Origin of the sequence: Mesorhizobium sp. M0618 (assembly GCF_040320765.1) — a bacterium.
Taxonomy (GTDB): Bacteria; Pseudomonadota; Alphaproteobacteria; order Rhizobiales; family Rhizobiaceae; genus Mesorhizobium.
On the sequence record NZ_JAMYQH010000009.1, the window covers coordinates 1 to 25,282 of the forward strand.

The following is a 25,282-nucleotide window of genomic DNA, read 5'->3' on the forward strand; positions in this document are numbered from 1 at the left end:
TGCAGATTGCGGATTTGAAGCAGATCCTTTCCTTTTTCGCGTGGGCCTGGGCCGCTACTTTTCATCCCGCAACCCGCTTGTTGCTTGCAGGAACCAGTCCACCACAAAATTCACGGACACGGTAAGGAGAGCAATCGCGCCGGCCGGAAGTAGCGGGGTGACATCGCCGTAGGTGATCAGGGTCGCGTTCTCGCGCACCATTGATCCCCAATCGGCCGTCGGCGGCTGAATACCGACGCCGAGAAACGACAGCGCCGCAACTGTCAGGAACACGAAGCAGAATCGCAAGCCGAACTCGGCGACCAGTGGCGGCATGACATTGGGAAGGATTTCCTTGGCGATGATCCATTTCGGTCCCTCGCCGCGTAATCGTGCCACCTCGACATATTCCATCACCGCCACGTTAAGCCCGACGGCGCGAGAAAGCCGAAACACCCGGGTGGAATCCAGAAGCGCAATGATGACAATCAGGCTGGTGATCGACGAGCCGAAGATCGTCAGCAGCACCAGCGCGAAGATCAGACTCGGGATTGACATCAGCACGTCTACCGCACGCGATAATATCTGGTCGAGCCACCCCCTGTACAATGCGGCAAGAAGGCCGAGCGAGACGCCGACCGCGAAGGACAGCAACGTGGTCGCCACCGCGATAGCGATGGTGTTGCGCGCACCGTAGATCAAGCGGGTGAGCATGTCGCGGCCGAGCTGATCGGTTCCCAGTTTGAACTCCTGGCTCCACGGCGCGAAGGCTTCGCTGAAAACCTGCGTCTCGCCATATGGGGCTATCCAGTGCGCGAAAACCGCAACAAAGACGTAGCCGAGGATCACGACGATGCCGAACCACGCGCTGAACGGTGCCTTCTTCAGCGCAGTTTTCGCCCGGGTGGCACGCGAGCGCCTCAGCCTCTGAACCGCCGCGACAGATTCGGATCTGGTCATCGTGGGTGCAAGAGCCTGGGATTGGTGGCGATGGAAATAACGTCGGCTAGCAAGTTGAGAAGGATGTAAGTCGCGGCGAAAATCAGGGCGCAGGCCTGGACAACCGGAACATCCCTGGATTTCACCGCGTCAACCATCAGCTGGCCGATGCCGGGGTAGACGAACACTACCTCGACCACGACCACTCCGACGATGAGATACGCCAGGTTGAACGCCACCACAGTGACGATCGGAGCCCAGGCATTGGGCAGGGCATGCCTCAGCACGATCACCATCGGGGACATTCCCTTGAGGCGCGCCATATCGATGTAGGGGCTTGCCAGCATGTTGATGATGGCCGCTCGGGTCATGCGCATCATGTGGGCCACGATTACGAGCGTAAGGGTGATTGCCGGCAGGGCCACTTTCCAGAGATGCTCCCAAAATGGCGTCTGATCGTTCACATTCGACAATGTCGGAAATTTGGGAACCGCATTGAGCGCCCAGTTCAGCGAGACAGTGAGCCAATGAGGCAGCGTTTGAGCGAAATCGGATCCGATGAACGTGTCGCGCGAGATCACCAGGTAGGCGAGCATATAGGCGACGAAAAATTCCGGGAATGAAATGGTTGTCAGTGTCGCGACATTCACAAGCCGGTCGAACCAGCCGTTGCGGTACAGCGCAGCCAGAATGCCAAGCCCCAAGGCCAGAGGAACAGCTATCAGCGCAGTCACCGCTGCAAGGAACATCGTGTTGTAGAGGCGTGGTGCGATGATCTCGGCCACGGTACGCCGATATCCGGTGCGGCTCGCAAACGAAGAGCCGAAATCGCCATGGAGCATCTGGGCGACCCAAACGAAGTAGCGCTCGACAGGCGGACGATCGATGCCGATTTCCCGCTGGAACGCGGCGACCGTTTCGGGCGTCGCCGATTGCCCAAGCGTGGCCTTGGCGAAGTCGCCTGGAAGCATTGCGATCGCAGAGAAGATGATGATGGACACGATGAACAAAGTGACCAGGCCGAGGCCAAGGCGCTGCAGGACCGTTCTTGCGACGGGGTTCATGTGCGTGGCGTTTCCCTTTGGGCGGCAGCCCTGCACTCGGAGTAAGCCGGCCGGAGCCACAAGACCATCGCGGCTCCGGCCCGCCATCTCATGCCGTGGCGATCCACCAGCGTTCGGCCATTTTCAGTCCATCGTTCTCCCAGTTGGGCGCCACATCACCGTGTGCGAGCTTTTTGGATTGCGCGCTGACGAAATTGTTGAAGACCAGCACGATGCTGCCGCCGTCATCGTGGGTTAACTGCTGCATCTCGGCATACATCGCCGCTCGCTTGGCCTCGTCCGTCTCGGCGCGCGCCTGGACAAGCAATTCGTTGAAGTGGGGATTTTTCCAGAAAGACTCATTCCAACTGGAGTCGGCGGCGAAGGCTTGCGTGAACATCCAGTCGGCCGTGGCCCGACCGCTCCAATAGGAAGCGCACCAGGGTTTCTTCAGCCAGACATTGTCCCAATAAGCGTCCTCGGCCTCACGCACGACATTGACGTCGATGCCGCATTGGGCTGCCGTTTCGCGAATGAGCGAAGCCGCGTCCACGGCGCCGGCAAAAGCGGCATCGGCGACCGAGAGATCCACTTTCAGGTTCTCCATTCCGGCCTTTTTCAGGTAGTGCTTTGCTTTTTCCGGATCGAAGCTGTGTTGCGGTTGCGGATCTTTGGCGAATTTGATGGCCGGCGCGATGGGGTTGTCGTTGGCCACAGTAGCGTGGCCAAGAAAGATCTTGTCGACGATTTCTTGGCGATTGATTGCCCATTTCAATGCCATTCGCACTTCCGGATTATCAAACGGCGCCATCGTGACATTCATCGGCAAGGTGTAGTGCCCGTAGCCAGTGACTTCTACGATTTCCACCTTGGGATTGCGTTTCAACATGCCGAGGGTCTTCAGGTCGGCGCGGCCGATATAGTCCACCTCCCCCGTGGACAGCGCCGCCATGCGAGCGGCAAGATCCGTGATTGCGATGAACTCCACCTCGTCGAGATAGGGCTTGCCATTCTTGAAGTAGTTTGGATTGCGCTTGAGTTTGGCCGAAACACCGGGCTGGAAATTCTCGAGGACGAAAGCACCGGTGCGAACGCCTGAAGCCCAATCCGCCTTGCCGTCCTTGGCCGGCATGATGACCAGATGGTAGTCACTCATAATGTAAGGGAAATCGGCGTTGCCGTCCTTGAGCGTGAAGACCACCGTTTCCGGGCCGTCCGCCTTGACGTCGGCGACGGAGTCCAACAGCGATTTCGCCGCCGATTTGGTGTCCTTGCCCATGTGATATTGCAAGGAGGTCACGACGTCATCCGCCGTCACGGTCTTGCCGTTATGAAAGGTTGCGCCTTTGCGCAGCTTGAAGGCCCAGGTTTTGGCCCCATCCGAAGTTTCAAAGCTCTCGGCGAGGTCCGGTTGGACATTGCCTTTGGCGTCGACCTCGGTGAGGCTGTTGGACAGCGAGCCCGAAAAAGCGGTTTGTGTGAACGTGTCGGGGTAGCCGGCCGGATCGATCGAATCCGTCGTCGCGCCATGAGCCATGCCGAGCTTGGCGAAGCCGCCCTGCATCGGTTCGGCCCGCGCCGTGCTCACGAACAGCCGGTCGGCGGCGGCAACGGTCAGGCCCGCGGCCAGCCCAAGATGAATGAAGTCGCGGCGGGAAACCTTGCCGCCTCCGATCAGGCTTTGCGCGATACCAAGCTTGTATTCAGATTCTGACATTTGACTCTCCCATTGCGGAGTTCTCCGCGTTATTTCTCGTCAAGCACCGGCGAACAAATCTGCTTATTGGCTCCCGCCACCTTTCCTTCGAATTTTTCCAATCCCAATCGGCTTGCGCCAATCAGGCCGTCACGTAGATGCCGCCGGCTTCGACGGTGACTGGAAATGTGCGCGCGCGAACGGAGGGATCGACCAAGGCCGCGCCCGACTTGATGTCGAACTCCCAGCCGTGCCAGGCGCATCGAACGATCTCGTTTTCGCGATGATAGATGAATTGCGCCTGTTCAACGGGCGCGGTTGTGCCGCATTGCGGCCCCTCGCAAAGCGGAGCGCCGCGGTGCGGACAGACATTGAGCAGCGCGTGGAATGAATCTCCGATGCGGAAAATCCCGACGGAAAGGCTGCGGATCTTGGCGATGAACGGAGACCCTGTTTCGATCTCGTCGACGCGGCAGATATAGGTCTTCTCGGGCATCGTATGCTTCCTCAGGCGGCATTCGCGGCTTGCGCGCGGGGGATGCGTTTGTAGACTTCCAGCGCGTTCAGTCCCATGATCTTGCTCTTCCAGGCAGGAGGGATTTGCAGCGTGTTGGCATCGTCGTAATCCCAGTGCGGATAGTCCGATGCGAACATCAGCGTGTTTTCGCCGTCCATCGCCTCGAGCGTGGACCAGAGATGTTGGATGTTTGCAGGCTGCTCCAGCGGCTGCGTGGAAAAGCGGATGTTGCGCCGGCAATATTCAGACGGCAGCATCTTCAGCCATGGCGTCTCCTTGCGCAGCGCTTTGTAGTCGGCGTCCAAGCGCCAAAGGACCGACGGAACCCAGGCGACGCCGCACTCGATGATCACGAAGTAGAGGTCCGGCCATTTCTCGAAGACGCCATGGGCGATCATGCTTGCCACGTGCGACATCGCCGACATGTGCAGAATGGCATGCGTTTCCCAGAAGAATGTCGTCGGGGCAGGAGCAATGGCAGTTGAATTCACGCCGCCATGCCCGCCCAGATGAATGGCGAATGGCAACCCCACTTCCGCGCAGGCTTCGTAGATCGGATGGTAAAACGGGTCGCCATACGGCTTGACGGACCCCTGGGAGGCGAGAACCTGGACCATGCGCGGATGACTGCCAAGACGGCGTATCTCGGCGGCAGCGAGCTTCGGATCCTGTGGCGCGATGATGATCGAGCCCATGAAACGATCGTCTTTCGGCAACCACTGATCGATCTGATAATCGTTGTAGGCGCTGACCAGAGCGCTGGCATAGTAAGGGTTAGCCAGGGTCGACGCCTCGATAGGCTCATCGCCGGTCAGGATCGCCACGTCGACTTTGTATTTGTCGAGGTGCTTCTCTTTCATGATGAGATAGTTGTCGGCTTCCGTTTTCGGACGGATGTCCTTGCGGGAAAAGTCCTGCGGGTGGAACCAGGGCCGATGACCATGCGGAAAGGCGCCAACGGGACCTGTTTTCTCGCCCTCGATGAACATGTCTTTCCACAAGCCGGAGAGATAGGGCTCCAACACGGTGGCGCTTGACCAGTAATTATGACAGTCGCAGTCGACTATGAACACTTCTTCCGCTCCGTATCCGTGTCTCGTCCCGGCGGCGCTGCCGGCCGCTGATCTGCTGCAGCTTCCGCCTTGAGTATTGTTTGATCAAGCTTATGATACGTGGAATATGATCGAGTTTTTCGATTGGATATTTCATGCAACTTGATCACATCGAGACCTTTCTCGACATTATCGAATCGAGAAACTTCAATCGCACCGCGGATCGGCTAGGGTTGACCCAGTCGACGATCAGCACCCGCATCAAGAACCTCGAGAGCGCAATCGGGTCCGAACTGTTCCAGCGCGGACGCGCCGGGGCGGAGCCGACCGCCGCAGGGCGCCGGTTCGAAGCTTATGCAAGATCCTTGCTGTCCACATGGTCGCAGGCTCGCCACGATGTCCGGGCGTTCAATCGTTTCGAAGGCACCTTGCGCGTCGCCGCGCAGGTCGGGATGACCCGCTCGGTTTTGCCGGGTTGGGTGGAGACGCTGTGTCAGGCTCTTCCCAAATCGTCGATCCATGTCGAGTCGGATTATTCAAACCAGATGGTCAGCGACCTAAGCATGGGAAATCTCGACATCGCAGTGCTTTACGCTCCGCGATACCTACCCGAAATCTCCTATGAGCATTTGATGGTTGAGGAATATGTGATGGTTTCCACGGTGGCCAGAACCCTCTCCGAGGTCGATCCCGAAACCTACATTCGTCCGGGCTATACGGTCCTGCTGGAGAAGGCCCATGCCGAATTGCTCGGCGAGTTGGCGATCTGTCGCCTTTCCATGGGATCGGAAACCTTGGCGGAGATGATGCTACGGCGCACGGGCGGCACCTGCTATATGAGAAGTGACGATGCGCGCAGGTTCGCCCTCGAACGCCCATCGTTCATCGTCGAAGGCGCTCCGACGCTGCATCAGCCGGTACACACGGCCATCCTGGCGCGCCGCAAACACGAACCGATCATCCGCAAGGGAATCCGCGCCCTTCACGTTGCCGTGATGTCACTGGATATGTAATCGAAATACTCGATCATAACTCGGCAGGGATGCTTCTGTTGCGGGGGGCCTGGAACTGACATCTTGGCTCGACTTCAAACCGAGATGAATGATGAACGCACACGTTTCCTTTGGGGCCCCCGACCTCCTCCCGATGAGGCGCCATCGGCAATGGGCACAAACCACATCGCAGCTTGTACTCTGCCGTCGTGTCATCGAGGAAACGCCCGATGTGAAAACCTTCGTTTTCACATCCCCGACGGATCGGATGTTCTGCTTCAGCGCGGGCCAGTATGTGCTCGTGCACCTCAAGATCGAGGGTGCCGCGGTGACGCGCTCCTACTCTGTTTCGTCACCACCGACGCGACCGCTCGACCTGCAGATCACGGTGAAGCGAACACCGGGCGGCCTGGTTTCGAATTGCCTCCACGACAATTTGGGGGCGGGCGACGAGATCGAGATCGAAGGGCCGCTCGGCTCATTCAATCTCGATGACCTGCCATATGAAAAGCCGCTCTTCCTTTCGGGCGGCAGCGGGATAACGCCGGTGATGTCCATGCTGCGTGCGCTTACCGACCGCGCGGCCGACCAGGATATCTCATTCGTTCATAGTGCCAGAACGCCTGGTGACATAATCTTTCGAGGGGAATTGGACGCACTTGCCTCTCGCTTTCCCAACGTAAAAGTAACGTGCGTTTGTAGCCAGGAAGATCCCACCTGGAGGGGGCCGACTGGCAGAATAGACAGCCAGATGCTGCTGACCCTCGTTCCCGATCTCCACAACCGCACTATCTTTGCCTGTGGCCCTGAAGCGTACATGAAAGCCGCACGTGCCTGCCTGGATGCGATTGGCGTGGCTCCGTCGCGGTACCACCAGGAGAGCTTCGGCGGCGTCAGCAGCCCTCAGTTGGAACCGGCCTCGACAATACCATCTTCGGTCCGTTTCGTCCGCTCCGGGATCGTGCATAACTGCTTGCCCGGAGAGACGCTGCTGGAGGCGGCACGCCAATGTGGCGTCTACGTCCCAACCGCCTGCCAGCAGGGAGTTTGCGGCACATGCCGCATCGCCAAGTTGTCCGGCGAAGTCGCCATGGAGGATCTCGGCGGTCTGGCCCCTGAAGAGAAGTCGGCCGGCTATGTCCTGGCATGTTGCAGCCGCCCGCAAGGAACGGTTTTGCTCGATCTTTAACCCCGGGTGCTTGGTTCAGCATTGAAGCCGGCGCAGTAGTGTTGAACTGCCGGTGAAGGCGTTGCCGGCGTAGCGGACTGATGCCCATCGACCCCAGCCGATATTGCTCAGAAGTCGAGAGCGACCATCATGCCGCGGACTTCGGCCATTTCCAGCAGCAGGTCTTGCAGTCTTTCGTCCAGCGCGGCACCGGTCAGCGCCAGAAGCTCGGTGATGCTCTCTCTCATCGATATGACGGCAGCGCCTGTCTTCTCGGCGAGCAGCCGACCGATGGCAGCTCGGATCAGGTCGTCCTGATCAGACATCGCTTCACCTCCCGACGCACTGCAACCTCCCCTTGCTTTCCATGCCTCACCGCCGCTTTCGACAACAGGGCGTGATTTCCCATACGGTATGATTTTCGATGCGACATCAGGCACCTTTGCTCATGCCAGCAGACCGTCTCGATGGGCCCGCCAGTCGTTCAACACCGACAATGAGGGCAGCAGCGAAAAAGGGCCGGGCTGGACCGTTTCAACCGCTGCAAGCAGCGCCAGCGGCACTTCGTGCCGATAAAGCCCAATGCACACGCCCCCTTCGACCGTTGCCGGCAATTCCGTGATTGTGTCGAAAATCGAAAACGTACCCGTTGGCTCTTCCACGATTTCGAAACGCCCCACCCGAAACCTCCCTCTGCACAAAAGTAGCGACCAACGCGGACATCCCCAACCGGTTCCCTGAGGCCGGCACTTTTTTTCGCGCCTTGGTTGTAGCGCATACCGCCAGGACAGTCATGCCCGCAGGGCGCACAGTCAAAATCGCTACGCACATTTTAAATCTTGACGCGTGTCAATTTTTTATAAAACATGCGCAAACGCTGGCATGGCATCGGCCGGCGCTCTGGGAGGAGCAATGCCTGACGTCGAAAGCGCCCGAACCTGGGCTGCAGTCCACATCCCAAGCGGGCAGCATTCTGTTGGCGAGACCCATCGCGCCGGGCGCCGGGCTCGCGCCCCGTCGGACATTGCAGTCGCCGGCCAGCGACATTGATGCAGCCCATAAAACAATCAGGAGGAGGAAAAACCATGCGTATGTTCAATTGCCTGAAGCTTGGCACGAACCTGCTTGGCGCAGGCATGCTTGCAGCCATCGTCGCAGCGCCCGCCCATGCCGAGGATGCGGCGAAAGTCGCGGCCATCGTCAAAGGCCTCGACAATCCGTTCTTCCAGACCATGCAGAAGGGCATCGAGGAGCAGGCCAAGGCAAACGGCGTGAATGTCAGCGTCCAGGCCGCCGCCAACATGGGTGACGCCACCGGCCAGGCCGACCGCCTGACCGCCATGGCCATGCAGGATTTCGATTGCTACCTGGTCAACCCGATCAGCGTCTCCAATCTCGTCCAGGCGCTGGTGCCGGTCGCCCAGAAGAAGAAGCCGATCGTCAACATCGACTCGACCATCGACCCCGAGCAGGCCAAGGCCGCCGGCTTTGCCGTCTCGACCTATATCGGCACCGACAATGTCGCCGCCGGCGCGTTGGCCGGCGAAGAGATGCTGAAGCTGGTGCCGAAGGGCTCCAAGGTCGCGCTGGTCGCCGGCATCGTCGGCGATGTCGGCTCCAACGCCCGCATCAAGGGCTTCAAGCAGGCGGTGGAAGGTAAACTCGACATCGTGGTGATGGTCAGCGCCGACTGGGATCGCGAAAAGGCGCTGACCGCCGCAACCGATATCCTCGCTGCCCATCCGGACCTCGCCGGCTTCTTCGCCGCCAACGACATCATGGCACTCGGCGTCGAGCGCGCCGTGCGGACCTCGGGCAAGGACGTCAAGGTGATCGGCCTCGACGGCATCGTCGACGCGCTGAAGTCGATCGCATCAGGCGAACTCACCGCCACCGTCGCCCAATATCCCTATGTCGTCGGCGCCATGGGCCTCGAGGCCTGTGCAGTGGCCGCCAAGGGCAAGGAACTGCCGGCCAACGTGCCAGCACCGGTGCTGTTGATCAACAAGGACAATGCCGAAGCCTCGCTGAAGAATTTTCCGCGTCCGGGCGGCGACTATCCCGATCCCTTCCGCGAGATGCTGAAGTGAGCACACCTGCAGACAACGCGCCCGCCGCCCATTCGGCGGGTGCGGAGGAGAGCCGTCCCTCCCTGGCGGCTCTCCTCCTCGATCCCTCCTTCTGGGCCGACTGGGCATCCGTCGTCGGCCTGGTCGGCCTCGTCATCGTCTTCGGCATCGCCCAGCCGGTCTTTCTCAGCGTCGCCAATCTGCAGGCGCTGTTACTGGCGGCTGCGATCCTGGTCGTGCTGTCGATCGGCCAGACCTTCGTCATCGCCACCTCGGGCATCGACCTGTCGCTGGCGGCCGCCGTCATGCTCGGCGCCATCATCCTCGGCCTCGTCAATGCCGCCGACTACGGCATCTTCATCGCCTGCATGCTCGCGGTTCTCGCCACCAGCGCCGTCGGCTTCCTCAACGGGCTGATCATTACGGCAGGCAAGATCCCCGACTTCGTGGTGACGCTCGGCACGCTGTCGGGCATCACCGGGCTTGGGCTCATCCTGTCGGGCGGCGAACCGACCATGGTCGGCTCGACCTTCCTGCTCAGGCTCGCCTCGGGCTCGTTCGGACCGTTCGGCTATCCGGTCTGGGTAGCGATCGCAGCCGTCATCGTCGCCCATATCGCGCTCTACCACACGCGCTTCGGCGTGCATCTGCTGGCGACCGGCGGCCAGGCTGAAAGTGCCGGCGCGCTGGGCATCCGCACCAACCGGGTCAAGATCGCCGCCTATACGATTTCCGGTCTCTGCGCCGGCATCGCGGCCATTCTCCTGGTCGCCCGCATCGGCTCGGCCGAACCGCAGATCAACACCAGCCTGCTCTTGAATTCGGTGGCGGCGGTGGTGCTGGGCGGCGTCAGCCTGTTCGGCGGCCGCGCCAGCATTCTGGGACCGGCGATCGGCGCGCTGATGCTCACAGCACTCGTCAACGGCCTGACCTTGCTCAACGTCTCGGCTTTCTACCAACCGCTTGCCGTGGGGGCCATCGTGGTGCTGGCGGCGCTGATCATGCGGTATCAGAAATGAGCGCTCCCCATCATATCCCCGCCACTGAGGCGATCATCGCCTGCGAAGGGCTGAGCAAGCATTTCGGCGGCATCCGCGCCTTCACCGACGTCGCCTTCCAGGCCCGTCGCGGCGAGGTCACCGCCGTCATCGGCGACAATGGCGCCGGCAAGTCGACGCTGATCCGCAGCCTGGTCGGCGTGCATCAGCCGGACACCGGCAATTTGTTCTTCGACGGACGGGCGCGGCCCTTCGCCAATCCCGACGAGGCACGCAAGGCCGGCATCGAGACCGTGCACCAGAACCTGGCGCTGATCGACGAACTGACGGTCGCGCAGAACCTGTTCCTCAACCGCGAGATCGTGCGCCGCATCGGCCCGTTCGCTTTCCTCGACCGCAAGGCGATGAAGCGCGAGGCCCGCTTAATGCTGTCGCGGCTGTCGATCAACGTGCCGTCGATCAACCAGCGTGTGCGGCGTCTGTCGGGCGGCCAGCGGCAGGCGATCTCGATCTGCCGCGCTGTCGGCTCCGGCGCCAAGCTGGTGGTGATGGACGAACCGACGGCGGCGCTCGGCGTGCAGGAGACGGCCAATGTCGAGGCGCTGATCCGGCGCCTGCGCGAGCAATCCGTCAGCGTCATCCTGGTCAGCCACAATTTCGATCAGGTCCGCCGCCTGTCCGACCAGATCTGGGTGATGCGGGCGGGAAAGATGGCGGCGACCGTGCGCGCTTCCGAAACGTCCGGAAATGAGCTCGTCGCGCTGGTAACCGGCGCGGCATAGTCCTGCAGCATCAGACTTGAAATCAAAGGGAGTTCGCCTGTGGCACCAATTCGTGTCGGACTGATAGGTCTTGGAGAGGTCGCGCAGTCGATCCATCTGCCTGTGCTGGGCGATCAGCGCGACCGCTGGGTGATCGCGGGCGTGTACGACGTGTCGCCCAGCCTGGTGTCACTCGTCACCTCCGAATTTGCGACGGCAAAGGCCTTCGACACGGCCGAGGCGCTGATTAATTCGCCCGACATCGACGCTGTGTTCGTGCTGTCATCCGACGATACCCACAGCCGCTTCGTGCGGGCGGCGATTGCTGCCAACAAACATATCCTGCTGGAAAAGCCCGCTTGCCTCACGGTGCGCGAAATCGACGATCTGCTGGCGCTGATGCCGGGCTACGACAAGACCCTGTTCGTCGGCTATATGCGCCGCTATGCGCCCGCCTATCTGGCCGCCAGGGACGAGCTGCCCGCCTTCGCCGACATCACCCATGTCCGCATCTTCGACCTGATCTCGGAGGGCCGGCATTTCCTCAAGAAGAGCCAGAACGTCCTTTACCCCCAGGACATCGACCCTGCCCTGCTGGCGCGTGGCGCAAGCGAACGCGACGCGCTGATCCGCGAGGTGGTGGGCGCCGACGCGCCGGCCGATCTGGTGCGCGCCTATCGCGGGCTGACGGCACTTTCCTCGCACCACATTTCGGCGATGCGTGGGCTGATCGGCGAGCCGACGCGCGTGCTGGCCGCGCACCGCACCAACGGCGGCGCCAACACATCAGTCACCTTCGACTACGGCCATTTCGCCTGTCTCTACGACGCGGTGGTCGACGATCTCGGCTTATTCGACGCCATGATCGAGGTGCGCTCGAACAACAGGCGGGTGCGCATCATCTACGACACGCCCTACATCCGCAGCCTGCCGACGCGGCTGGAGGTCACCGATGCCGGCCCGTTCGGCCCGGTGACGAAAACCCTCGGGCCTCTCTACGGCGATGCTTTCTCGAAAGAACTCGAGACTTTCCACCGCCACATCACCGAAGGCACAAAGCCGCTGACCGACCTCGCCGATTCCCGCCGCGACCTGGCGCTGATGGCCGAGATCATCGAGCGGATGAAGGAGAGTGGCGGGCGCTGAGGCGCTGCCTGCCGCCTACTTCCCACAGTGATGATCGTTGATCTTGTTCAACGCATTCGCGTCGGGTCCGACGCGATGATAGGAGCACGCGCCGGCTGCTGTCGTGACCAACTGCTGATCGTAGTAGCGCGGGCCGCCGAACAGGATGTCGATGAGATCGCCTTCGGCGGGAACGTAGCGTTCGGAGTGGACCCGGCGGTCGTGATACCGGTCGCCAGCGAAAGCCGGGGCGCAAACGCTTGAGCCCATGGCGACAGCGAGAGCTAGGATCGCAACGCATTTCGTGGTCATCGCCAATACCCTCCTGGCCATTTCCGGAATCACACCATACATCCAAAACCGCCAGCCGGACAAAAGTTCCGGAGATGACCGCGATAGGCTCTTGCCGAAGCCAGCTGCCTCGCTCATCCATGGTGCGTGGAAATGTGGGACCCGTGATGACCGATGCCGGCTTTCATCTCGTCGAAGCGACGATCGACCAATTGCGCCGCGCGCTCGATGACGGCACCGTCACCAGCGTCGAACTGGTCGGGGCGTATCTCAGGCGCATCGCGCATTTCGACCGGCACGGCATCAGCCTCAATGCCGTCCCGTTGCTCAACCCTGGCATGTTCGAGGAGGCTGCCGCCTCCGACCAGCGCCGCCGCAACGGCACCGTGCTCGGGCCACTCGACGGCATCCCCTACACCGCCAAGGACAGCTACAAGGTATCAGGCCTGACGGTCGCCGCCGGCTCGCCGGCCTTCGAGCATCTCATTGCCAATGAGGACGCCTTCACCATCGCCCGGCTGCGGGCCGGCGGCGCGGTGCTGATCGGGCTGACCAACATGCCGCCGATGGCCAATGGCGGCATGCAGCGCGGCGTCTATGGCCGCGCCGAAAGTCCGTACAATGGCGACTATCTCACCGCCGCCTTCGCATCGGGCTCATCCAATGGCTCCGGCACAGCGACAGCGGCCAGCTTCTGCGCCTTCGGGCTTGGCGAGGAAACCTGGTCGTCCGGCCGCGCGCCGGCCACCAACAATGCGCTGGTCGCCTATACGCCGTCGCGCGGTGTCATTTCGGTGCGCGGCAACTGGCCGCTGGTCCCGACCATGGATGTCGTCGCGCCGCACACGCGCAGCGTCCCCGACATGCTCGAACTGCTCGACGTGATTGTCGCCGACGACCCCGAGACGCACGGCGATTTCTGGCGCGCGCAGCCCTGGGTCAAGCTGCCGAAAAGCTCCGACGTGCGGCCGCCGCGCTATACCGACCTCACACTGGCGGGGTCGTTGAAAGGCATGCGGCTTGGCGTGCCCAGAATGTATATCGGCCGCGACACCGAGGCCGACAAGCCGATCGAAACCCGCGCCTCGGTACTTGCCCTGTGGGAGCAGGCGGCGGCCGATCTGAGGCGGCTTGGCGCCGAGGTGATCGAGGTCGATTTTCCCGTCGTCTCCAACTATGAACGCGACCGTCCCGGCGCGCGCAGCATGGTCGAGCGCGGGCTGGTGCCCCCAGAGTTCGCCGAGCGCGAGCTCTGGGACCTCTGCATCTGGGGCTGGGACGACTTTTTGCGCGCCAATGCCGATCCGGCGCTTCCCGATCTCGTCTCGGTCGATGGCCCAAAGATCTTCCCGCAACCGCCCGGCACGCTGTCCGACCGATACGAAGGCGGCTTCGACCTGAGGGTATATGTCGAGCGGGCACGGTCCGGCGTCACGCCCCTCGTGGACATTCCAACGCTGGAAGAGGGACTGAAGGGACTGGAAGCGACAAGGCGGATCGATTTCGAGGACTGGCTGGACGCGCAAGGCATCGACGCCGTGGTGCTGCCCGCCGCTGCCGATGTCGGGCCGGCCGATGCAGACATCGACGAGGCGTCCGCCGCCTTTGCCTGGCGCAATGGCACCTGGGTCGCCAACGGCAATCTGGTCTGGCGCCATTTCGGCATCCCCACCGTCACCGTGCCGATGGGTACGATGGCCGATATCGGTATGCCGGTCGGCCTGACTTTCGCCGGCAAGGCCTATGACGACGAAAGGCTGCTGCGCATGGCCGGCGATTTCGAACGCTCCACGCAGCGCCGCACCCGCCCGCCGCGCACGCCAGAACTTGCCGCCGATGTGTTTTCAGGCCGCCCCGCCCGAGCCGACGACAGCAAGGCGTCAGCGTTCGCCATCACGCTTGCCGCCGAGACGCGGCCTTTCGGCGATCAGGACGAGATCGTCATCACGCTCGACCTGCCAAATGAGGTGTCTGGGACGGCCTGCCTCAAGGTACATGTCAACGGAGAGGCCGTCGCGCTGCAGCGAAGCGGTGCGCGCTTCAGCGGGCACGCGCTCATTCCGGCCGCCGAGCATCAGCGCTTCCACAGCGTCTGGCGTGGCTCCTACGGTTCGATCGTCACAGCGGTGGTGTGGCTGGAGGATGGGCGCAGCGCCGGCGCCTATCTGGTTACGGGCGGGATTGGGTGAGGTTGCGCAATTCGTGCCTTAAGCCTCCCCGAATTCGTCATCCTAGGGCGGAGCAAGGAGCGAAGCGACGCGGCGCAGACCCTAGGATCCATGCCAGGACTGTGACCGAAGAATGCATCGGTCCAGAGCAATTGAGGTCAACTTTTCTTTCCAGATGCAGCGATTGCGACTGAAAGTTCTCCACCGTCGCACCGCACGGAAGTCGCGGCATGGATCCTAGGGTCTTCGCGACGTCGCTTCGCGACTGCTACGCCCTAGGATGACGAAGCGTGGGGTTCGCAAAAGTGACGTCAATCAACGATCGCCAACCTCTCGCAGTTCTGGCAGCGCCGTTCCCCTCGTCATCCACTTGCAAAGCGACTCTCGACATAGGCCAGGTCCCGCTGAATGACATCCCGCTTGTCTTGCGACAGACCGCCAAGCAGCTTTTCATCGAGATATCCTGCTCGAATAAGCTGCGCGAACACGAAGAGAAGCTGCGAATAGCGATAGTCGAACGTGCGATCGATTTCCCGTCGCTGTTCACGCAAATAGCCTTCGAGCTCCCACATCTCGGAGGGCTGCGTCACCGCACTCGCCTTGCTTTTGAAGTCGGCCATCGTCTTTGCGAGCGCCGCCTCAAGAGCGGTATCGAAGGCATGGCGCGCGAGCTTCTTTTCGGATCCGGACCACTCGAAATCACTCATTTGATATCTCCATGGATGCCCTGTGAATTCAACCCAGGTTTTCACGAAAACGTGCCTGCTGCTACCCCCGCGCCGCCCAAAGCAAACCCCGCTCCACCATCAGCGCCATTTCCGGCACCGCGAACTCATCCGCCGTGTGACCAAGGGAACTGTAGAAAACCTTCCCCGCCCCATAGCGCCGTTTCCAGACGACCGGCATGACGACGCCGCCTATCCCCGGAAAATGCGCGTCGGTGAAGGTGGTGGTCGCCAGCACCTCGTTGCTTGGGTCGACATGCATGTAATATTGCTCCGACCGGTAGGCGAAATCGCTGATACCTTTTGTGATCGGATCGTCCGGCCGGGTGATGGCGACGTGATAGTCGATGATGTTGCCGGGATGCGCGACCCATTGACCGCCGGTCATGAACTGATAGTCGGGCTCGTTGCGGAAACTGTCGCCCATCGTCCCGTGGAAACCGCCGAGTCCGCTCCCCCCGCGAACCGCATGCGTCAGGTTCTGCAGCTCGGCTTTTTCGATCGTCGACATCGTGATGATCGGCACAATGAGATCGAAGGAAGCAAGCTGCGGATCGGCGAACATCGCCGTGCCCTGGCCAAGCGTGACGTCGAAGCCGTTGCGTTCAAGCAGATTGCGAACGATATCCGCGCTCTGTTCCGGCGTATGGCCCTCCCAGCCGCCCCAGGCGATCAAGGCCTTCTTTGGCATGGTGTACCTCCCTGGAGCACTCCGCGTCGATCGATCCGGCGTCAGCGCCAGCCCAGCGCCGGCGCGACATGGGTCAGGATCGCCTCGATGACATGCGCATTATAGTCGACGCCGAGCTGGTTCGGAACGGTGAGCAGCAGCGTGTCGGCCTCGGCGATCGCCTCGTCCTGCGCCAATTCCTTGATCAGCACATCCGGCTCGGCGGCGTAGCTGCGCCCGAAGATCGCCTTGGTGTTCTCCTCGATGAAGCCGATCTGGTCGCGGCTTTCGTTGCCGCGTCCGAAATAGGCGCGGTCGCGATCGTCGACCAGCGCGAAGATGCTGCGGCTGACCGAGACGCGCGGCTCGCGGCTGTGGCCGGCCGCCTTCCAGGCCTCGCGGTAGATGCGGATCTGCTCGGCCTGCTGGACGTGGAACGGCTTGCCGCTCTCGTCGAATTTGAGCGTCGAGCTTTGCAGGTTCATGCCCAGCTTGGCCGCCCACTCCGACGTGGCGTTGGTGGCCGCGCCCCACCAGATCCGCTCGCGCAGGCCTTCCGAATACGGCTCGAGGCGCAAGAGGCCGGGCGGATTGGGGAACATCGGCCGCGGATTGGGCTGTGCGAACCCCTCACCGCGCAGCGTCTCGAGAAAGACCTCGGCATGATGCCGCGCCATGTCGGCGTCGCTTTTGCCTTCCGGCGGCGCGTAGCCGAAATGGCGCCAGCCATCGATCACCTGCTCGGGCGAGCCACGGCTGATGCCAAGCTGCAGGCGGCCGCCGGCGATGATGTCGGCGGCACCGGCGTCCTCGGCCATGTAGAGCGGATTCTCGTAGCGCATGTCGATTACTGCAGTGCCAATCTCGATGCGGCTGGTCTTGGCGCCAACGGCGGCCAGCAGCGGGAACGGCGAAGCGAGTTGGCGGGCGAAATGATGCACGCGGAAATACGCCCCATCCGCGCCAAGCTGTTCGGCGGCGATGGCGAGGTCGATGGATTGCAAAAGCGCGTCCGATGCCGAGCGCACTTGCGATTGCGACGAGGGCGTCCAGTGCCCGAACGACAGGAAACCGATTTTCTTCATAGCCATGCGATATAAGGATGCGCGTCAGGCTTCAATGCCAAAGAGATTTTTCGACACGCCCGATCGAGGCTCATGCATCGCTATTTTCAAACGCGCCGATGCCTTGCGCGATCAGGTTGGTCGCCATGACCAGCGAGACGATTGCCGCGGAATTGAAGACGACGACCCACCATTTGCCCCCGGTCAGGAAGCCGTAGCCGTCGGCGACGGCCAGTCCCCAGTCGGCCGATGGCGGCTGGATGCCGAGGCCGAGAAAGCTCAGCGTCGCGATCGAAAAGAACGCGTAGCCCAGCCTTGTGACGAGTTCGATGAGGATCGTTTCCCTGATGTTGGGCAAGATCTCCAGGAACATGATGGCGAGCGGGCCCTCGCCGCCAAGCCGCGCAGCGCTGACATAGTCGCGCTCCTTCTGCTCGCGCACGGCGGCGCGGACGGTGCGAGCCACCAGCGGCGCGTAGGCGATGCCGATCACCAGGATGACGGTCAGGTTCGACGGGCCGATCGCCACCAGCGTCATGGTGACGAGAACAATGAACGGAAACGCCATCAGCGTATCGAGCAGCCGCGCGCCGATGGCATCGACCAGGCCGTCGAAATAGCCGAGCACCAGACCGATGATGCTGCCGGCGGCAACGCCGGCCAGCGTCGCCAGCGGCGCAACCAGCAGGATATCGCGCGATCCGACGACTATGCGGGACAGCACGTCGCGGCCGAGATGATCGGTGCCGAACCAGTGCAGCGCATCGGGCGGCGTCAGCATCGCCAGAAAATCCTCGGCATAGGGATCGTAGGGAACGAAGAGGTTGCCGAACAGTGCGCAAACGACCCAGAACAGAAGCAGCAGCGATCCGACCACGACCGACGGGGCCAGTCCGGAGAAAACACTGCGGATCCTGCGCACTGCCGGAAAGCCGGCCACCGCGCGCCGTGGTGCGGGAAACTCCGCCAGATCCGTCATGGCGAGGTCCGGCGGCGTTGCCGCGGATCGAGCAGCGCCAGCACGAGGTCGCCGGCCGCCGCCGACAGCACGAAGATTGCCGCCATCACCAGCACGCCGGCCTCGAGCATCGGGAAATCGCGTGCCTTGGCCGCATTCAGAACCAGATTGCCAAGCCCCTGGATGCCGAACAGCGCCTCGATCACCACCAGCCCGCCAAGCATGTAGCCGGTCTGCGTCGCCAGCACCGCGATGGTCGGCGTCAGCGCGTTGCGCAGCACGTGCCGAAAGATGATCTCGCGCCGCTCCAGCCCTTTCAGGACGGCGGTGCGCGTATAGTCGGCGGCCATTGCCTCGATCACCCCTGCCCGCGTCATCCGGGCGATGTAGCCGGCAAGGTTCAGCACCAGCGGCAGCGCCGGCAGGATCAGATAATAGCCATGCGTCCAGAAGCCCGCGCCATCGGGCGCAACGCCGGAGATCGGGAACCAGTTCAGCCACAGGCCGAAGAGGATAAGGAGCATCAGCCCGGAAACGAAATCAGGCACGATGCCGAAGGAAACGCCCGCCATCACGATCAGCCGGTCGATCAGGCGGCCGGCATTGAGACCCGCGATGACGCCGGCCCCTACACCAAGCGGCACGAGAAAAATCAGAATAATGCCGGCAAGGGCAGCAGAGCGCTTGAGGCTTTCGAGCACGAACGGCGCCACCGGCCCGCGCATAGACAACGAGGTGCCGAAGTCACCGGTCACGGCCTTGCTGAACCATAGCCAGTACTGGACGAGAATCGGCTGGTCGGCGCCGAGCCGCTTGTTCAGTTCCGCCACCGCCTGCGCGTCGGCAAACGGACCGAGCATCACGCGGCCGACATCGCCGGGCAGGACCTGCCCGGCGAAGAACACCAGGATGCTGACCAGCCACAGCGTGAGGACAAGTGTGCCCACACGCGTTGACAAAGTGCGGCCCGTCAGCATGTCTCGATCATGCCTGGACGAAGGAAACGCGGTCGAGCAGCAGATGCGAGATCGCCGTGAAGCGCACGCCCTCGACCTTGGAGCTGACGATTCGGCTGTATTGCGAGAAGTAGCTGATGATCGCCGGCGTTTCGTCGAGCAGCAAGGTCTGGATCTTGCCGGCAACGAGGCGCTGTGCCTGCAGATCACGCGCCTTCGAGTAATCGAGCAGCAGCGCATCATAGGCCGGGTTGTTGAAATGCGCCGCGTTCCAGGCTCCCGAACTCTTCAGCGTGGCGTTGAGGAAGATGTCGGGAGTGCCGCGATGGCCGTAGTCGGTGATGCCGAGCACCGAATCCAGCCATGGTGAGCTGCCGAAGGTCGCCGAGCCGTAATAGGCGTCCTGCGGCAGGACATTGAGCTTGATGTCGATGCCGGCCTTCCTGGCGAAGTTCTGGATGATCACCGCATAGTCGGGAATGTCATAGGCGCGTTCGGTGGTCAGCGTCACCTCGAAGCCGTTGGGCACGCCCGCCTCGCCAAGCAGGCGCTTGGCCTCGGCAATGTCTTGCTTGCGCTGCGGCACCGATGGATCGGCCGATGGGAAGATCGGCGCGAACGGGGTGTCGTTGCCGACGATGGCGCGGCCCTTCAGCAGGCCCTTGACGATCGCCTCGCGATCGAGCGTGAGCGCCAGCGCGCGGCGGACCCGCTTGTCGGTGAACGGAGCCTGGTCGGTTCTGAGATGCACCTGGTCATGCGAGCTTGCCTGCACGCTGAGCAGCTTGAAGTTGGGATTGCCTTCGATCGCGAGTTCCAGGCGCGTCGTGCTCGGGATGACGTCGAGCTGGCCGGCCTGCAGCGCCAGCACCTGCGCCTGCTCGTCGTCGAAAAACTTGATCTCGACCCGGTCGGGCAGCGCCTTGTCGCCCCAGTAGTCCTCATTGCGCACGAAGCTGGCGCCTTGCTTGGGACGGAAGGATTCCAGCTTGAACGGACCCGTGCCGTTGAAAGTCTTCTCGAAATCGCCGGCATAGTCGGCCGGCAGGATCACGGCATTGTAGACGTCTGAGGAGACATAGAAGGGGAAGTTGCTGTTTGGGCCGTCGAGATCGAAGGCGACGGTTTCGTCGTCGACCAGCTTGGCGCCGCCCTTGGACAGGATGCCCTTGTAGGCCGACAGGGCCGACGAGCCGCTGGCCGGATCGACCAGCCGCTCGAAGCTCGCCACAACATCCCTAGCGGTGACCGCGCGACCATCGTGGAATTTCACCCCTGGCCGCAATTTGAAGGTCCAGCGACTGGCCGTCTCGTTTGCCTCCCAGGACAGAGCGAGCTTCGGCTGCAGACCATCCTTCGGATCGTCGAGGATCAGATACTCGCCGACCTGGCTGATCACCCCGATGCTGGCCGGATCGGTCACCGAAACCGGATCGATCGCCTTGGTCGGCTGGCCGAGCCCGACGCGAACCGTGCCGCCGGCAGCAGTCGCGGCGCGCGCGCCTCCAAGCCCCTGCGAGGCGGCAAAGCCGGTCAGGCCGAGCAGTGCGGCGTACTTCAGGAGATCGCGGCGCTTGAGAAAGCCGCCCTGATATTCGTCGACGGCGACATTCCAGATGTCCCCCGACAGGTTGCGAACTGCGTCGATATCTCTGCGTTTGGTCATGTTAAACCCCTGCTCTGAAATGAAGATTGAAATGCTATGCGACGGGTTCGCCGTCGAGATGGATGCGGTCTACGGCCTGCGGATAGAAGGCGATGAGCCCTTTGATCTTCGGCATTTCCTCTATCGGATCCCGGTAGCTCCAGGCGATGTCCGGGCGCACCGTTCCGTCGCTCAGCAGGCCGGACCAGTAGGAGGCGATGCCCTTGTAAGGACATCGCGTCGTTGTGACGGACGCCGTCAGCCGCTCCAGCCGGATGTCTTCCGCCGGCAGATAGAAACGCGTCGGCAGATGCGTCTCGAACAGCAGAACCGGACGGTGGCTGTCGGCGATTGGCTCGCCGTCGAACCAGATTTGCACATGGCTGGAGCTCTGCAGCACATCGATGCGTGCATAGGGATCGCGGGCGTGGACGAAGACTTCCTCTTCCTCCTCGAACCATTGGTCGACGGCTTTCCAGGTGAAGGCGATGCGGCCGGCCAGAGGCGCCAGGTTTTCATCCGGTGGCGACACGAACGCCCAGGCCGCGTTGGCGCTGCGCCTGTCACCGCTGTCGATATCCCAATAGGCGGTTTCGCCACCGACCGGGTGCGGTTCGCGATGCAATGAGGGTCTCAGCACCGACGGGTCGACCGCTGACGGCGGGAAGAAATAGATCGGCAGGAAATGGTTGGAGCGCAACACCAGCACGTTGCGGCTGTCGGCGATGGTGCGGCCGCCGAATTTGACGCGCACGCGCTTGGGGCTGTGCAGGACATTGACGAGCTGCGGCGCGGTGGCTTCGCGGGGCTGCAATCTTGGTGCAACGGTCATGATCGTTCTCCCGCCTGACGTCAGGACACCGCGCGCGCATTGTCGCGCTGTTCGGCGAAGCGATTGGCTGGTCGCGCCAGGCCGAAGCGGTCGCGCAACGTTCCCGGCGCGTATTCGAGGGGGAATACGCCGCGCCGCTGCAGCTCCGGAACCACCTGTTCGGCGAAATTCACCCAGTCCTCGGGCAGCAGCGGGAACATCAGGTTGAAGCCATCGGCGGCACCCGAAACGAACCAGTCCTGCAATTGGTCGGCGATCTGTACCGGCGTGCCGGCGACGGTCGGCACCGAACCGCTGTTGGCAAGCTTGCGGGCGATCTCGCGCAGGCTGAGATTCTGCTTCGCCCACTGCTTGACCCGGTTGAGCGACGTGCGTCCGCCATTGAACGTGCTCTCGTCCGGCAGAGGCGGCAATGGCCCGTCCGGCGGGAACAGCGACAGGTCCAACCCGCTCCAGCTCGACAGAAGGTCGATGCCGACCTGATCGGGAAGCAAGGTCTGCAGATATTCCTGCTTTTCCCGGCCTTCCGCCTCGGAGGCGGCGACAACAGGCAGGATGCCGGGCAGGATCTTGAAGCTCTCCGGCCGCCTGCCGTGGCGGGCCAGCCGCTCGTTGATATCCTGACGGTATTTGATGCCATCCTCCTTGGTGCTGTAGATGGCGAAGTGCGCATCGGCCTGGGCGGTGGCGAAGTTCTTGCCGTCTTCGGAGGATCCGGCCTGGACGATCAGCGGATGACCTTGCGGCGGCCGCGAGACGTTGAGCGGCCCGCGCACCTTGAAATGCTTGCCCTTATGGTCGATGGGGTGGACCTTGTCGGGATCGGCGAAATAGCCCGACGCCTTGTCGATCAGCAGCGCCTCGTCTTCCCAACTGTCCCACAGCGCTTTGACGATATCGAGGAATTCGGCCGCGCGCTCATAGCGGAATGCATGTTCGATATTGCCGTCGCGGCCGAAATTGCGCGCCTCCTCGTCCATAGCCGAGGTGACGACGTTCCAAGACGCCCTGCCCTTGCTGATATGGTCGAGCGACGCGAACATGCGCGCCACATTGTAGGGCTCGCTGTAGGAGCTCGACGCCGTGGTGATCAGGCCGATATGCTTGGTCACGCCGGCTAGCGCCGACAACAGCGTCAGCGGTTCGAGGCGGGCATTGGCATAGTGGGCAACGCCGCTCTTGACCGAATCCCAGATCGACACGTGGTCGGCGACGAAGATGGTGTCGATCCTGGCGCGCTCGGCCGCCTGCACGAGATCGCGGTAGAACTCGAAGTCCAGCACTTCCCGGCCCGGTGCCCGCGGATGGCGCCACGACATTCGATGATCGCCCTGCGGGTTGAAGAAGAATGCGCTGAGGATCATGTGGTCTCGAGCCATGCCGGCCTCCTTCCAGATCTGCTCCGGAGACCGTCGCGCTGCTTCGGCAGGCGGCGACAATCTCTGCTGATCCGAGAAAGGTAGATTGCGCTCCGGCTTAATCCGAGTAATTTTATAGAGATAATGCGTTGCGAAAGCGGAAGCGATTGCCCTCGATCGCAGCCCGCGAAGAAAGTGGTTTCAAGTCCCCATGTCCTCCTCGGTTCTGAACGTCGACCAGCTGTCCATCGCCTATGACGGGCACAAGGGATCGCATCCCGCCGTCAGCGGCGTGTCGCTGCATATAGGCGAAGGCGAAGCGCTCGGCCTGGTCGGCGAGTCGGGATCTGGGAAAAGCTCGGTGGCGCTCGCCATCCTGCGCTATCTGCCGAAGAATGCCCGCATGGCGGTGTCAGCGCTCGAATTCCAGGGCCGGGAAATCCGCGACCTCTCCGCCGAGCAGCTGCGCCAGCTCCGGGGAAATCACATCGCCGCCGTCTACCAGCATCCGGGCGCGGCCCTCAATCCGAGCATGACGATCGGCCGGCAGATCACCGAAACGATCATGCGGCACCGCCCGGTTCGCCCCGACGAGGCGCGCGAGCGTGCCGCGGAACTGCTCGGACGGGTCCGCGTCAGCCATCCGGAGCGTGTGCTGGATCTCTATCCGCACGAATTGTCCGGTGGCATGCAGCAGCGCGCCAACATCGCCATTGCGATTGCGCTCGATCCGTCGCTGCTGGTGCTGGACGAGCCAACGACGGCGCTCGATGCCAGCGTCCAGTCCGAGATCATCGCCATCCTGCATGACCTTCGCAAGGATCACAAAACCAGCATCCTGCTGATCAGCCACGACATCCATATGATCCGCCGCTCCTGCGACCGTGTGGCGGTAATGCAGGAGGGCACGGTGGTCGAGAGCGGCGCCGTCGGCGATGTATTCGACAACCCCTCTCATGCCTACACAAAGGCGCTCATCGCCTCGATCCCGGCGCTCAACTACACCAAGCGGGACGGAAGACTGGCGGAGACGGACGGCATGCCAGCGCACCCCACAGCCCAAGGCGAAGACGCCGGCTTGCCAAAAGAACGCCGGATCGCGATCGCCTGCAAAGGCATCAGTCATGCCTTCGGCAGCCAGCCAGTGCTGCACGGCATCGATCTCGACATCGGCCAGGGCGAAACCTTCGGGCTGATCGGCGAGTCCGGTTCCGGCAAGTCGACACTGGCAAGGATCGTCACCGGCCTGCAGACGCCCAGCGCCGGATCGGTCGAACTGTTCGGCAGGACGGTCGCGCCGCGCGTCGAGAAGAGAAACCTTGCCGAACGCCGCGACGTGCAGATGGTCTTCCAGTCGCCGGATCGCACGCTCAACCCGCGCCAGCGGATCGGCAGGATCCTTGGCCGCCCGTTGCGGCGGCTCGCCGGGCTGCGCGGCAGTGAGGTGAGAGCGCGCGTCGGCGACCTGCTGGCCTCGGTCCGCCTCGCCGGCGCCACGGCCGAGCAGAAATCGCGCTCGCTGTCCGGCGGCCAACGGCAGCGGGCGGCGATCGCGCGCGCCTTCGCCGGCGTGCCGAAGGTCGTCGTGCTCGACGAACCCACCTCCGCACTCGACGTCTCGGTCCAGGCGACAGTGCTCAACCTGCTCAACGACCTGCAGCGCGACAAGGACACCACCTATCTGTTCATCAGCCACGACCTCAGGGTGGTGCGCTACATGGCCGACAGGATCGGTGTGCTCTACCGCGGCCGTCTCGTCGAAACCGGCTCATCCGACCAGATTTTTCGCGGCCCCAACCACCCCTATACGGCGCTGCTTCTGGCCGCGTCCTCCGACGAGGCCGCGCCAAAGCTTTCCGCTTCGGTCGAGACAGAGGCCACCGGCATCCCGAACACGGGATGCTCCTTCGCCGACCGCTGCCCGCTGGTCCTGCCCGACTGCCGAAAGGCAGAGCCGCCCGCTAACGAGGTCGCGCACGGCCACCGGATCGCCTGCTGGCGGCACAGCCAGGGTTTTTGAGCGGCTCAACAGCAGCCCGAAGGCTCGCGGCAGCTCGGTTTTAGCGGCAGGCCGGTCGTCGATGCATGGAACCTCTCCGACGGCTGCGCCGGGGCGGTGTAAAATTGTCATGGCGTGCTGATTTGCCGACACTGGAAGCCCGGAGTTCCAGGCGCCGTGCTGGGCCTGGGTGTTTCCTCGCATACAAATACATTCGTTCATGCTAATATATTGTGGTCATGCACATTCGTTCGTGACGAACATGTGGGAGGATGCA

24 protein-coding genes are annotated in these 25,282 nt (G+C 62.5%); 8 read left to right on the top strand and 16 right to left on the bottom strand.

Annotated features, from left to right (window positions below; genetic code table 11):
* Positions 1-54: 54 nt before the first annotated feature.
* The 5 genes from NKJ04_RS11810 to NKJ04_RS11830 form a co-directional block, all read right to left on the bottom strand.
* Positions 55-834 (bottom strand): ABC transporter permease, encoded by a 780-nt coding sequence (locus NKJ04_RS11810; protein ID WP_502897908.1) that lies wholly within the window; start codon positions 832-834, stop codon positions 55-57.
* 101 nt (positions 835-935) lie between these two features.
* The gene (locus NKJ04_RS11815) at positions 936-1,982 is read right to left on the bottom strand and encodes an ABC transporter permease (RefSeq protein ID WP_128306095.1); all 1,047 of its coding nucleotides are present in this window, start codon (positions 1,980-1,982) and stop codon (positions 936-938) included.
* Between the two features lie 88 nt (positions 1,983-2,070).
* On the bottom strand, positions 2,071-3,678 hold the full coding sequence (locus NKJ04_RS11820; protein ID WP_352675045.1) for an ABC transporter substrate-binding protein: 1,608 nt from the start codon (positions 3,676-3,678) through the stop codon (positions 2,071-2,073).
* A 121-nt stretch (positions 3,679-3,799) separates the two neighbouring features.
* Entirely contained in the window at positions 3,800-4,153 is a 354-nt protein-coding gene (locus NKJ04_RS11825) for a Rieske (2Fe-2S) protein (protein WP_023809364.1), read from the bottom strand.
* A gap of 11 nt (positions 4,154-4,164) precedes the next feature.
* Positions 4,165-5,247, bottom strand: coding sequence for an amidohydrolase family protein (locus NKJ04_RS11830; RefSeq protein ID WP_023809365.1), 1,083 nt, complete (start codon positions 5,245-5,247; stop codon positions 4,165-4,167).
* A gap of 134 nt (positions 5,248-5,381) precedes the next feature.
* Between NKJ04_RS11830 and NKJ04_RS11835 the strand changes: the two genes are divergently transcribed.
* Both NKJ04_RS11835 and NKJ04_RS11840 read left to right on the top strand, forming a co-directional pair.
* Positions 5,382-6,239, top strand: coding sequence for a LysR family transcriptional regulator (locus tag NKJ04_RS11835; RefSeq protein WP_023809366.1), 858 nt, complete (start codon positions 5,382-5,384; stop codon positions 6,237-6,239).
* A 211-nt stretch (positions 6,240-6,450) separates the two neighbouring features.
* Entirely contained in the window at positions 6,451-7,407 is a 957-nt protein-coding gene (locus NKJ04_RS11840) for an FAD-binding oxidoreductase (RefSeq protein WP_352675049.1), read from the top strand.
* A 107-nt stretch (positions 7,408-7,514) separates the two neighbouring features.
* On the opposite strand, the gene NKJ04_RS11845 is transcribed toward NKJ04_RS11840, so the two are convergent.
* Both NKJ04_RS11845 and NKJ04_RS11850 read right to left on the bottom strand, forming a co-directional pair.
* Entirely contained in the window at positions 7,515-7,712 is a 198-nt protein-coding gene (locus NKJ04_RS11845) for a hypothetical protein (protein WP_023809368.1), read from the bottom strand.
* A gap of 120 nt (positions 7,713-7,832) precedes the next feature.
* Entirely contained in the window at positions 7,833-8,066 is a 234-nt protein-coding gene (locus NKJ04_RS11850) for a hypothetical protein (protein ID WP_023809369.1), read from the bottom strand.
* 405 nt (positions 8,067-8,471) lie between these two features.
* On the opposite strand from NKJ04_RS11850, the gene NKJ04_RS11855 reads away from it, so the two are divergent.
* The 4 genes from NKJ04_RS11855 to NKJ04_RS11870 are packed head-to-tail and all read left to right on the top strand — an operon-like array spanning position 8,472 to position 12,360.
* Positions 8,472-9,476: a sugar ABC transporter substrate-binding protein gene (locus NKJ04_RS11855; protein ID WP_127294835.1), complete on the top strand. Its 1,005-nt coding sequence runs from the start codon at positions 8,472-8,474 to the stop codon at positions 9,474-9,476.
* Positions 9,473-10,474: an ABC transporter permease gene (locus tag NKJ04_RS11860; RefSeq protein ID WP_023809371.1), complete on the top strand. Its 1,002-nt coding sequence runs from the start codon at positions 9,473-9,475 to the stop codon at positions 10,472-10,474. The genes NKJ04_RS11855 and NKJ04_RS11860 overlap by 4 nt, the downstream gene beginning before the upstream one ends.
* Positions 10,471-11,235, top strand: a complete 765-nt coding sequence (locus tag NKJ04_RS11865; RefSeq protein WP_023809372.1) for an ATP-binding cassette domain-containing protein — start codon at positions 10,471-10,473, stop codon at positions 11,233-11,235. Before NKJ04_RS11860 ends, NKJ04_RS11865 begins: the two co-directional genes overlap by 4 nt.
* Positions 11,236-11,274: 39 nt before the next feature.
* Positions 11,275-12,360 (top strand): Gfo/Idh/MocA family protein, encoded by a 1,086-nt coding sequence (locus tag NKJ04_RS11870; RefSeq protein WP_352441781.1) that lies wholly within the window; start codon positions 11,275-11,277, stop codon positions 12,358-12,360.
* 15 nt (positions 12,361-12,375) lie between these two features.
* On the opposite strand, the gene NKJ04_RS11875 is transcribed toward NKJ04_RS11870, so the two are convergent.
* Positions 12,376-12,651, bottom strand: a complete 276-nt coding sequence (locus tag NKJ04_RS11875) for a hypothetical protein (protein ID WP_023809374.1) — start codon at positions 12,649-12,651, stop codon at positions 12,376-12,378.
* A 146-nt stretch (positions 12,652-12,797) separates the two neighbouring features.
* Between NKJ04_RS11875 and NKJ04_RS11880 the strand changes: the two genes are divergently transcribed.
* Positions 12,798-14,819, top strand: a complete 2,022-nt coding sequence (locus tag NKJ04_RS11880) for an amidase (protein ID WP_352610937.1) — start codon at positions 12,798-12,800, stop codon at positions 14,817-14,819.
* 341 nt (positions 14,820-15,160) lie between these two features.
* On the opposite strand, the gene frp is transcribed toward NKJ04_RS11880, so the two are convergent.
* From frp to NKJ04_RS11920, 8 genes are all read right to left on the bottom strand, one after another.
* Complete coding sequence (frp, locus tag NKJ04_RS11885; protein ID WP_023809376.1) at positions 15,161-15,505, bottom strand: fluorescence recovery protein; 345 nt, start codon at positions 15,503-15,505, stop codon at positions 15,161-15,163.
* Between the two features lie 61 nt (positions 15,506-15,566).
* The gene (locus NKJ04_RS11890) at positions 15,567-16,214 is read right to left on the bottom strand and encodes a ThuA domain-containing protein (RefSeq protein ID WP_352675057.1); all 648 of its coding nucleotides are present in this window, start codon (positions 16,212-16,214) and stop codon (positions 15,567-15,569) included.
* Positions 16,215-16,255: 41 nt separating this feature from the next.
* Positions 16,256-17,278 (bottom strand): LLM class flavin-dependent oxidoreductase, encoded by a 1,023-nt coding sequence (locus NKJ04_RS11895; RefSeq protein WP_352675291.1) that lies wholly within the window; start codon positions 17,276-17,278, stop codon positions 16,256-16,258.
* Between the two features lie 70 nt (positions 17,279-17,348).
* Positions 17,349-18,236, bottom strand: a complete 888-nt coding sequence (locus NKJ04_RS11900; protein WP_023809379.1) for an ABC transporter permease — start codon at positions 18,234-18,236, stop codon at positions 17,349-17,351.
* Positions 18,233-19,192 (bottom strand): ABC transporter permease, encoded by a 960-nt coding sequence (locus NKJ04_RS11905; RefSeq protein ID WP_023809380.1) that lies wholly within the window; start codon positions 19,190-19,192, stop codon positions 18,233-18,235. Before NKJ04_RS11905 ends, NKJ04_RS11900 begins: the two co-directional genes overlap by 4 nt.
* 7 nt (positions 19,193-19,199) lie before the next feature.
* A complete protein-coding gene (locus NKJ04_RS11910; protein WP_352675061.1) occupies positions 19,200-20,837 on the bottom strand; it encodes an ABC transporter substrate-binding protein in 1,638 nt (545 codons plus the stop codon).
* Between the two features lie 34 nt (positions 20,838-20,871).
* Positions 20,872-21,648: a DUF427 domain-containing protein gene (locus NKJ04_RS11915; protein WP_352675064.1), complete on the bottom strand. Its 777-nt coding sequence runs from the start codon at positions 21,646-21,648 to the stop codon at positions 20,872-20,874.
* A 20-nt stretch (positions 21,649-21,668) separates the two neighbouring features.
* A complete protein-coding gene (locus NKJ04_RS11920; RefSeq protein WP_023809383.1) occupies positions 21,669-23,027 on the bottom strand; it encodes an LLM class flavin-dependent oxidoreductase in 1,359 nt (452 codons plus the stop codon).
* A 190-nt stretch (positions 23,028-23,217) separates the two neighbouring features.
* Between NKJ04_RS11920 and NKJ04_RS11925 the strand changes: the two genes are divergently transcribed.
* A complete protein-coding gene (locus tag NKJ04_RS11925; RefSeq protein ID WP_352675067.1) occupies positions 23,218-25,026 on the top strand; it encodes a dipeptide ABC transporter ATP-binding protein in 1,809 nt (602 codons plus the stop codon).
* Positions 25,027-25,282: the final 256 nt, after the last annotated feature.

Coding starts and splice junctions, on each gene's coding strand:
- NKJ04_RS11815 (WP_128306095.1), bottom strand. CDS start 1,982: ATGAACCCCGTCGCAAGAACGGTCCTGCAGCGCCTTGGCCTCGGCCTG.
- NKJ04_RS11820 (WP_352675045.1), bottom strand. CDS start 3,678: ATGTCAGAATCTGAATACAAGCTTGGTATCGCGCAAAGCCTGATCGGA.
- NKJ04_RS11825 (WP_023809364.1), bottom strand. CDS start 4,153: ATGCCCGAGAAGACCTATATCTGCCGCGTCGACGAGATCGAAACAGGG.
- NKJ04_RS11835 (WP_023809366.1), top strand. CDS start 5,382: ATGCAACTTGATCACATCGAGACCTTTCTCGACATTATCGAATCGAGA.
- NKJ04_RS11845 (WP_023809368.1), bottom strand. CDS start 7,712: ATGTCTGATCAGGACGACCTGATCCGAGCTGCCATCGGTCGGCTGCTC.
- NKJ04_RS11855 (WP_127294835.1), top strand. CDS start 8,472: ATGCGTATGTTCAATTGCCTGAAGCTTGGCACGAACCTGCTTGGCGCA.
- NKJ04_RS11865 (WP_023809372.1), top strand. CDS start 10,471: ATGAGCGCTCCCCATCATATCCCCGCCACTGAGGCGATCATCGCCTGC.
- NKJ04_RS11875 (WP_023809374.1), bottom strand. CDS start 12,651: ATGACCACGAAATGCGTTGCGATCCTAGCTCTCGCTGTCGCCATGGGC.
- NKJ04_RS11880 (WP_352610937.1), top strand. CDS start 12,798: ATGACCGATGCCGGCTTTCATCTCGTCGAAGCGACGATCGACCAATTG.
- frp (WP_023809376.1), bottom strand. CDS start 15,505: ATGAGTGATTTCGAGTGGTCCGGATCCGAAAAGAAGCTCGCGCGCCAT.
- NKJ04_RS11890 (WP_352675057.1), bottom strand. CDS start 16,214: ATGCCAAAGAAGGCCTTGATCGCCTGGGGCGGCTGGGAGGGCCATACG.
- NKJ04_RS11895 (WP_352675291.1), bottom strand. CDS start 17,278: ATGAAGAAAATCGGTTTCCTGTCGTTCGGGCACTGGACGCCCTCGTCG.
- NKJ04_RS11900 (WP_023809379.1), bottom strand. CDS start 18,236: ATGACGGATCTGGCGGAGTTTCCCGCACCACGGCGCGCGGTGGCCGGC.
- NKJ04_RS11905 (WP_023809380.1), bottom strand. CDS start 19,192: ATGCTGACGGGCCGCACTTTGTCAACGCGTGTGGGCACACTTGTCCTC.
- NKJ04_RS11910 (WP_352675061.1), bottom strand. CDS start 20,837: ATGACCAAACGCAGAGATATCGACGCAGTTCGCAACCTGTCGGGGGAC.
- NKJ04_RS11915 (WP_352675064.1), bottom strand. CDS start 21,648: ATGACCGTTGCACCAAGATTGCAGCCCCGCGAAGCCACCGCGCCGCAG.
- NKJ04_RS11920 (WP_023809383.1), bottom strand. CDS start 23,027: ATGGCTCGAGACCACATGATCCTCAGCGCATTCTTCTTCAACCCGCAG.
- NKJ04_RS11925 (WP_352675067.1), top strand. CDS start 23,218: ATGTCCTCCTCGGTTCTGAACGTCGACCAGCTGTCCATCGCCTATGAC.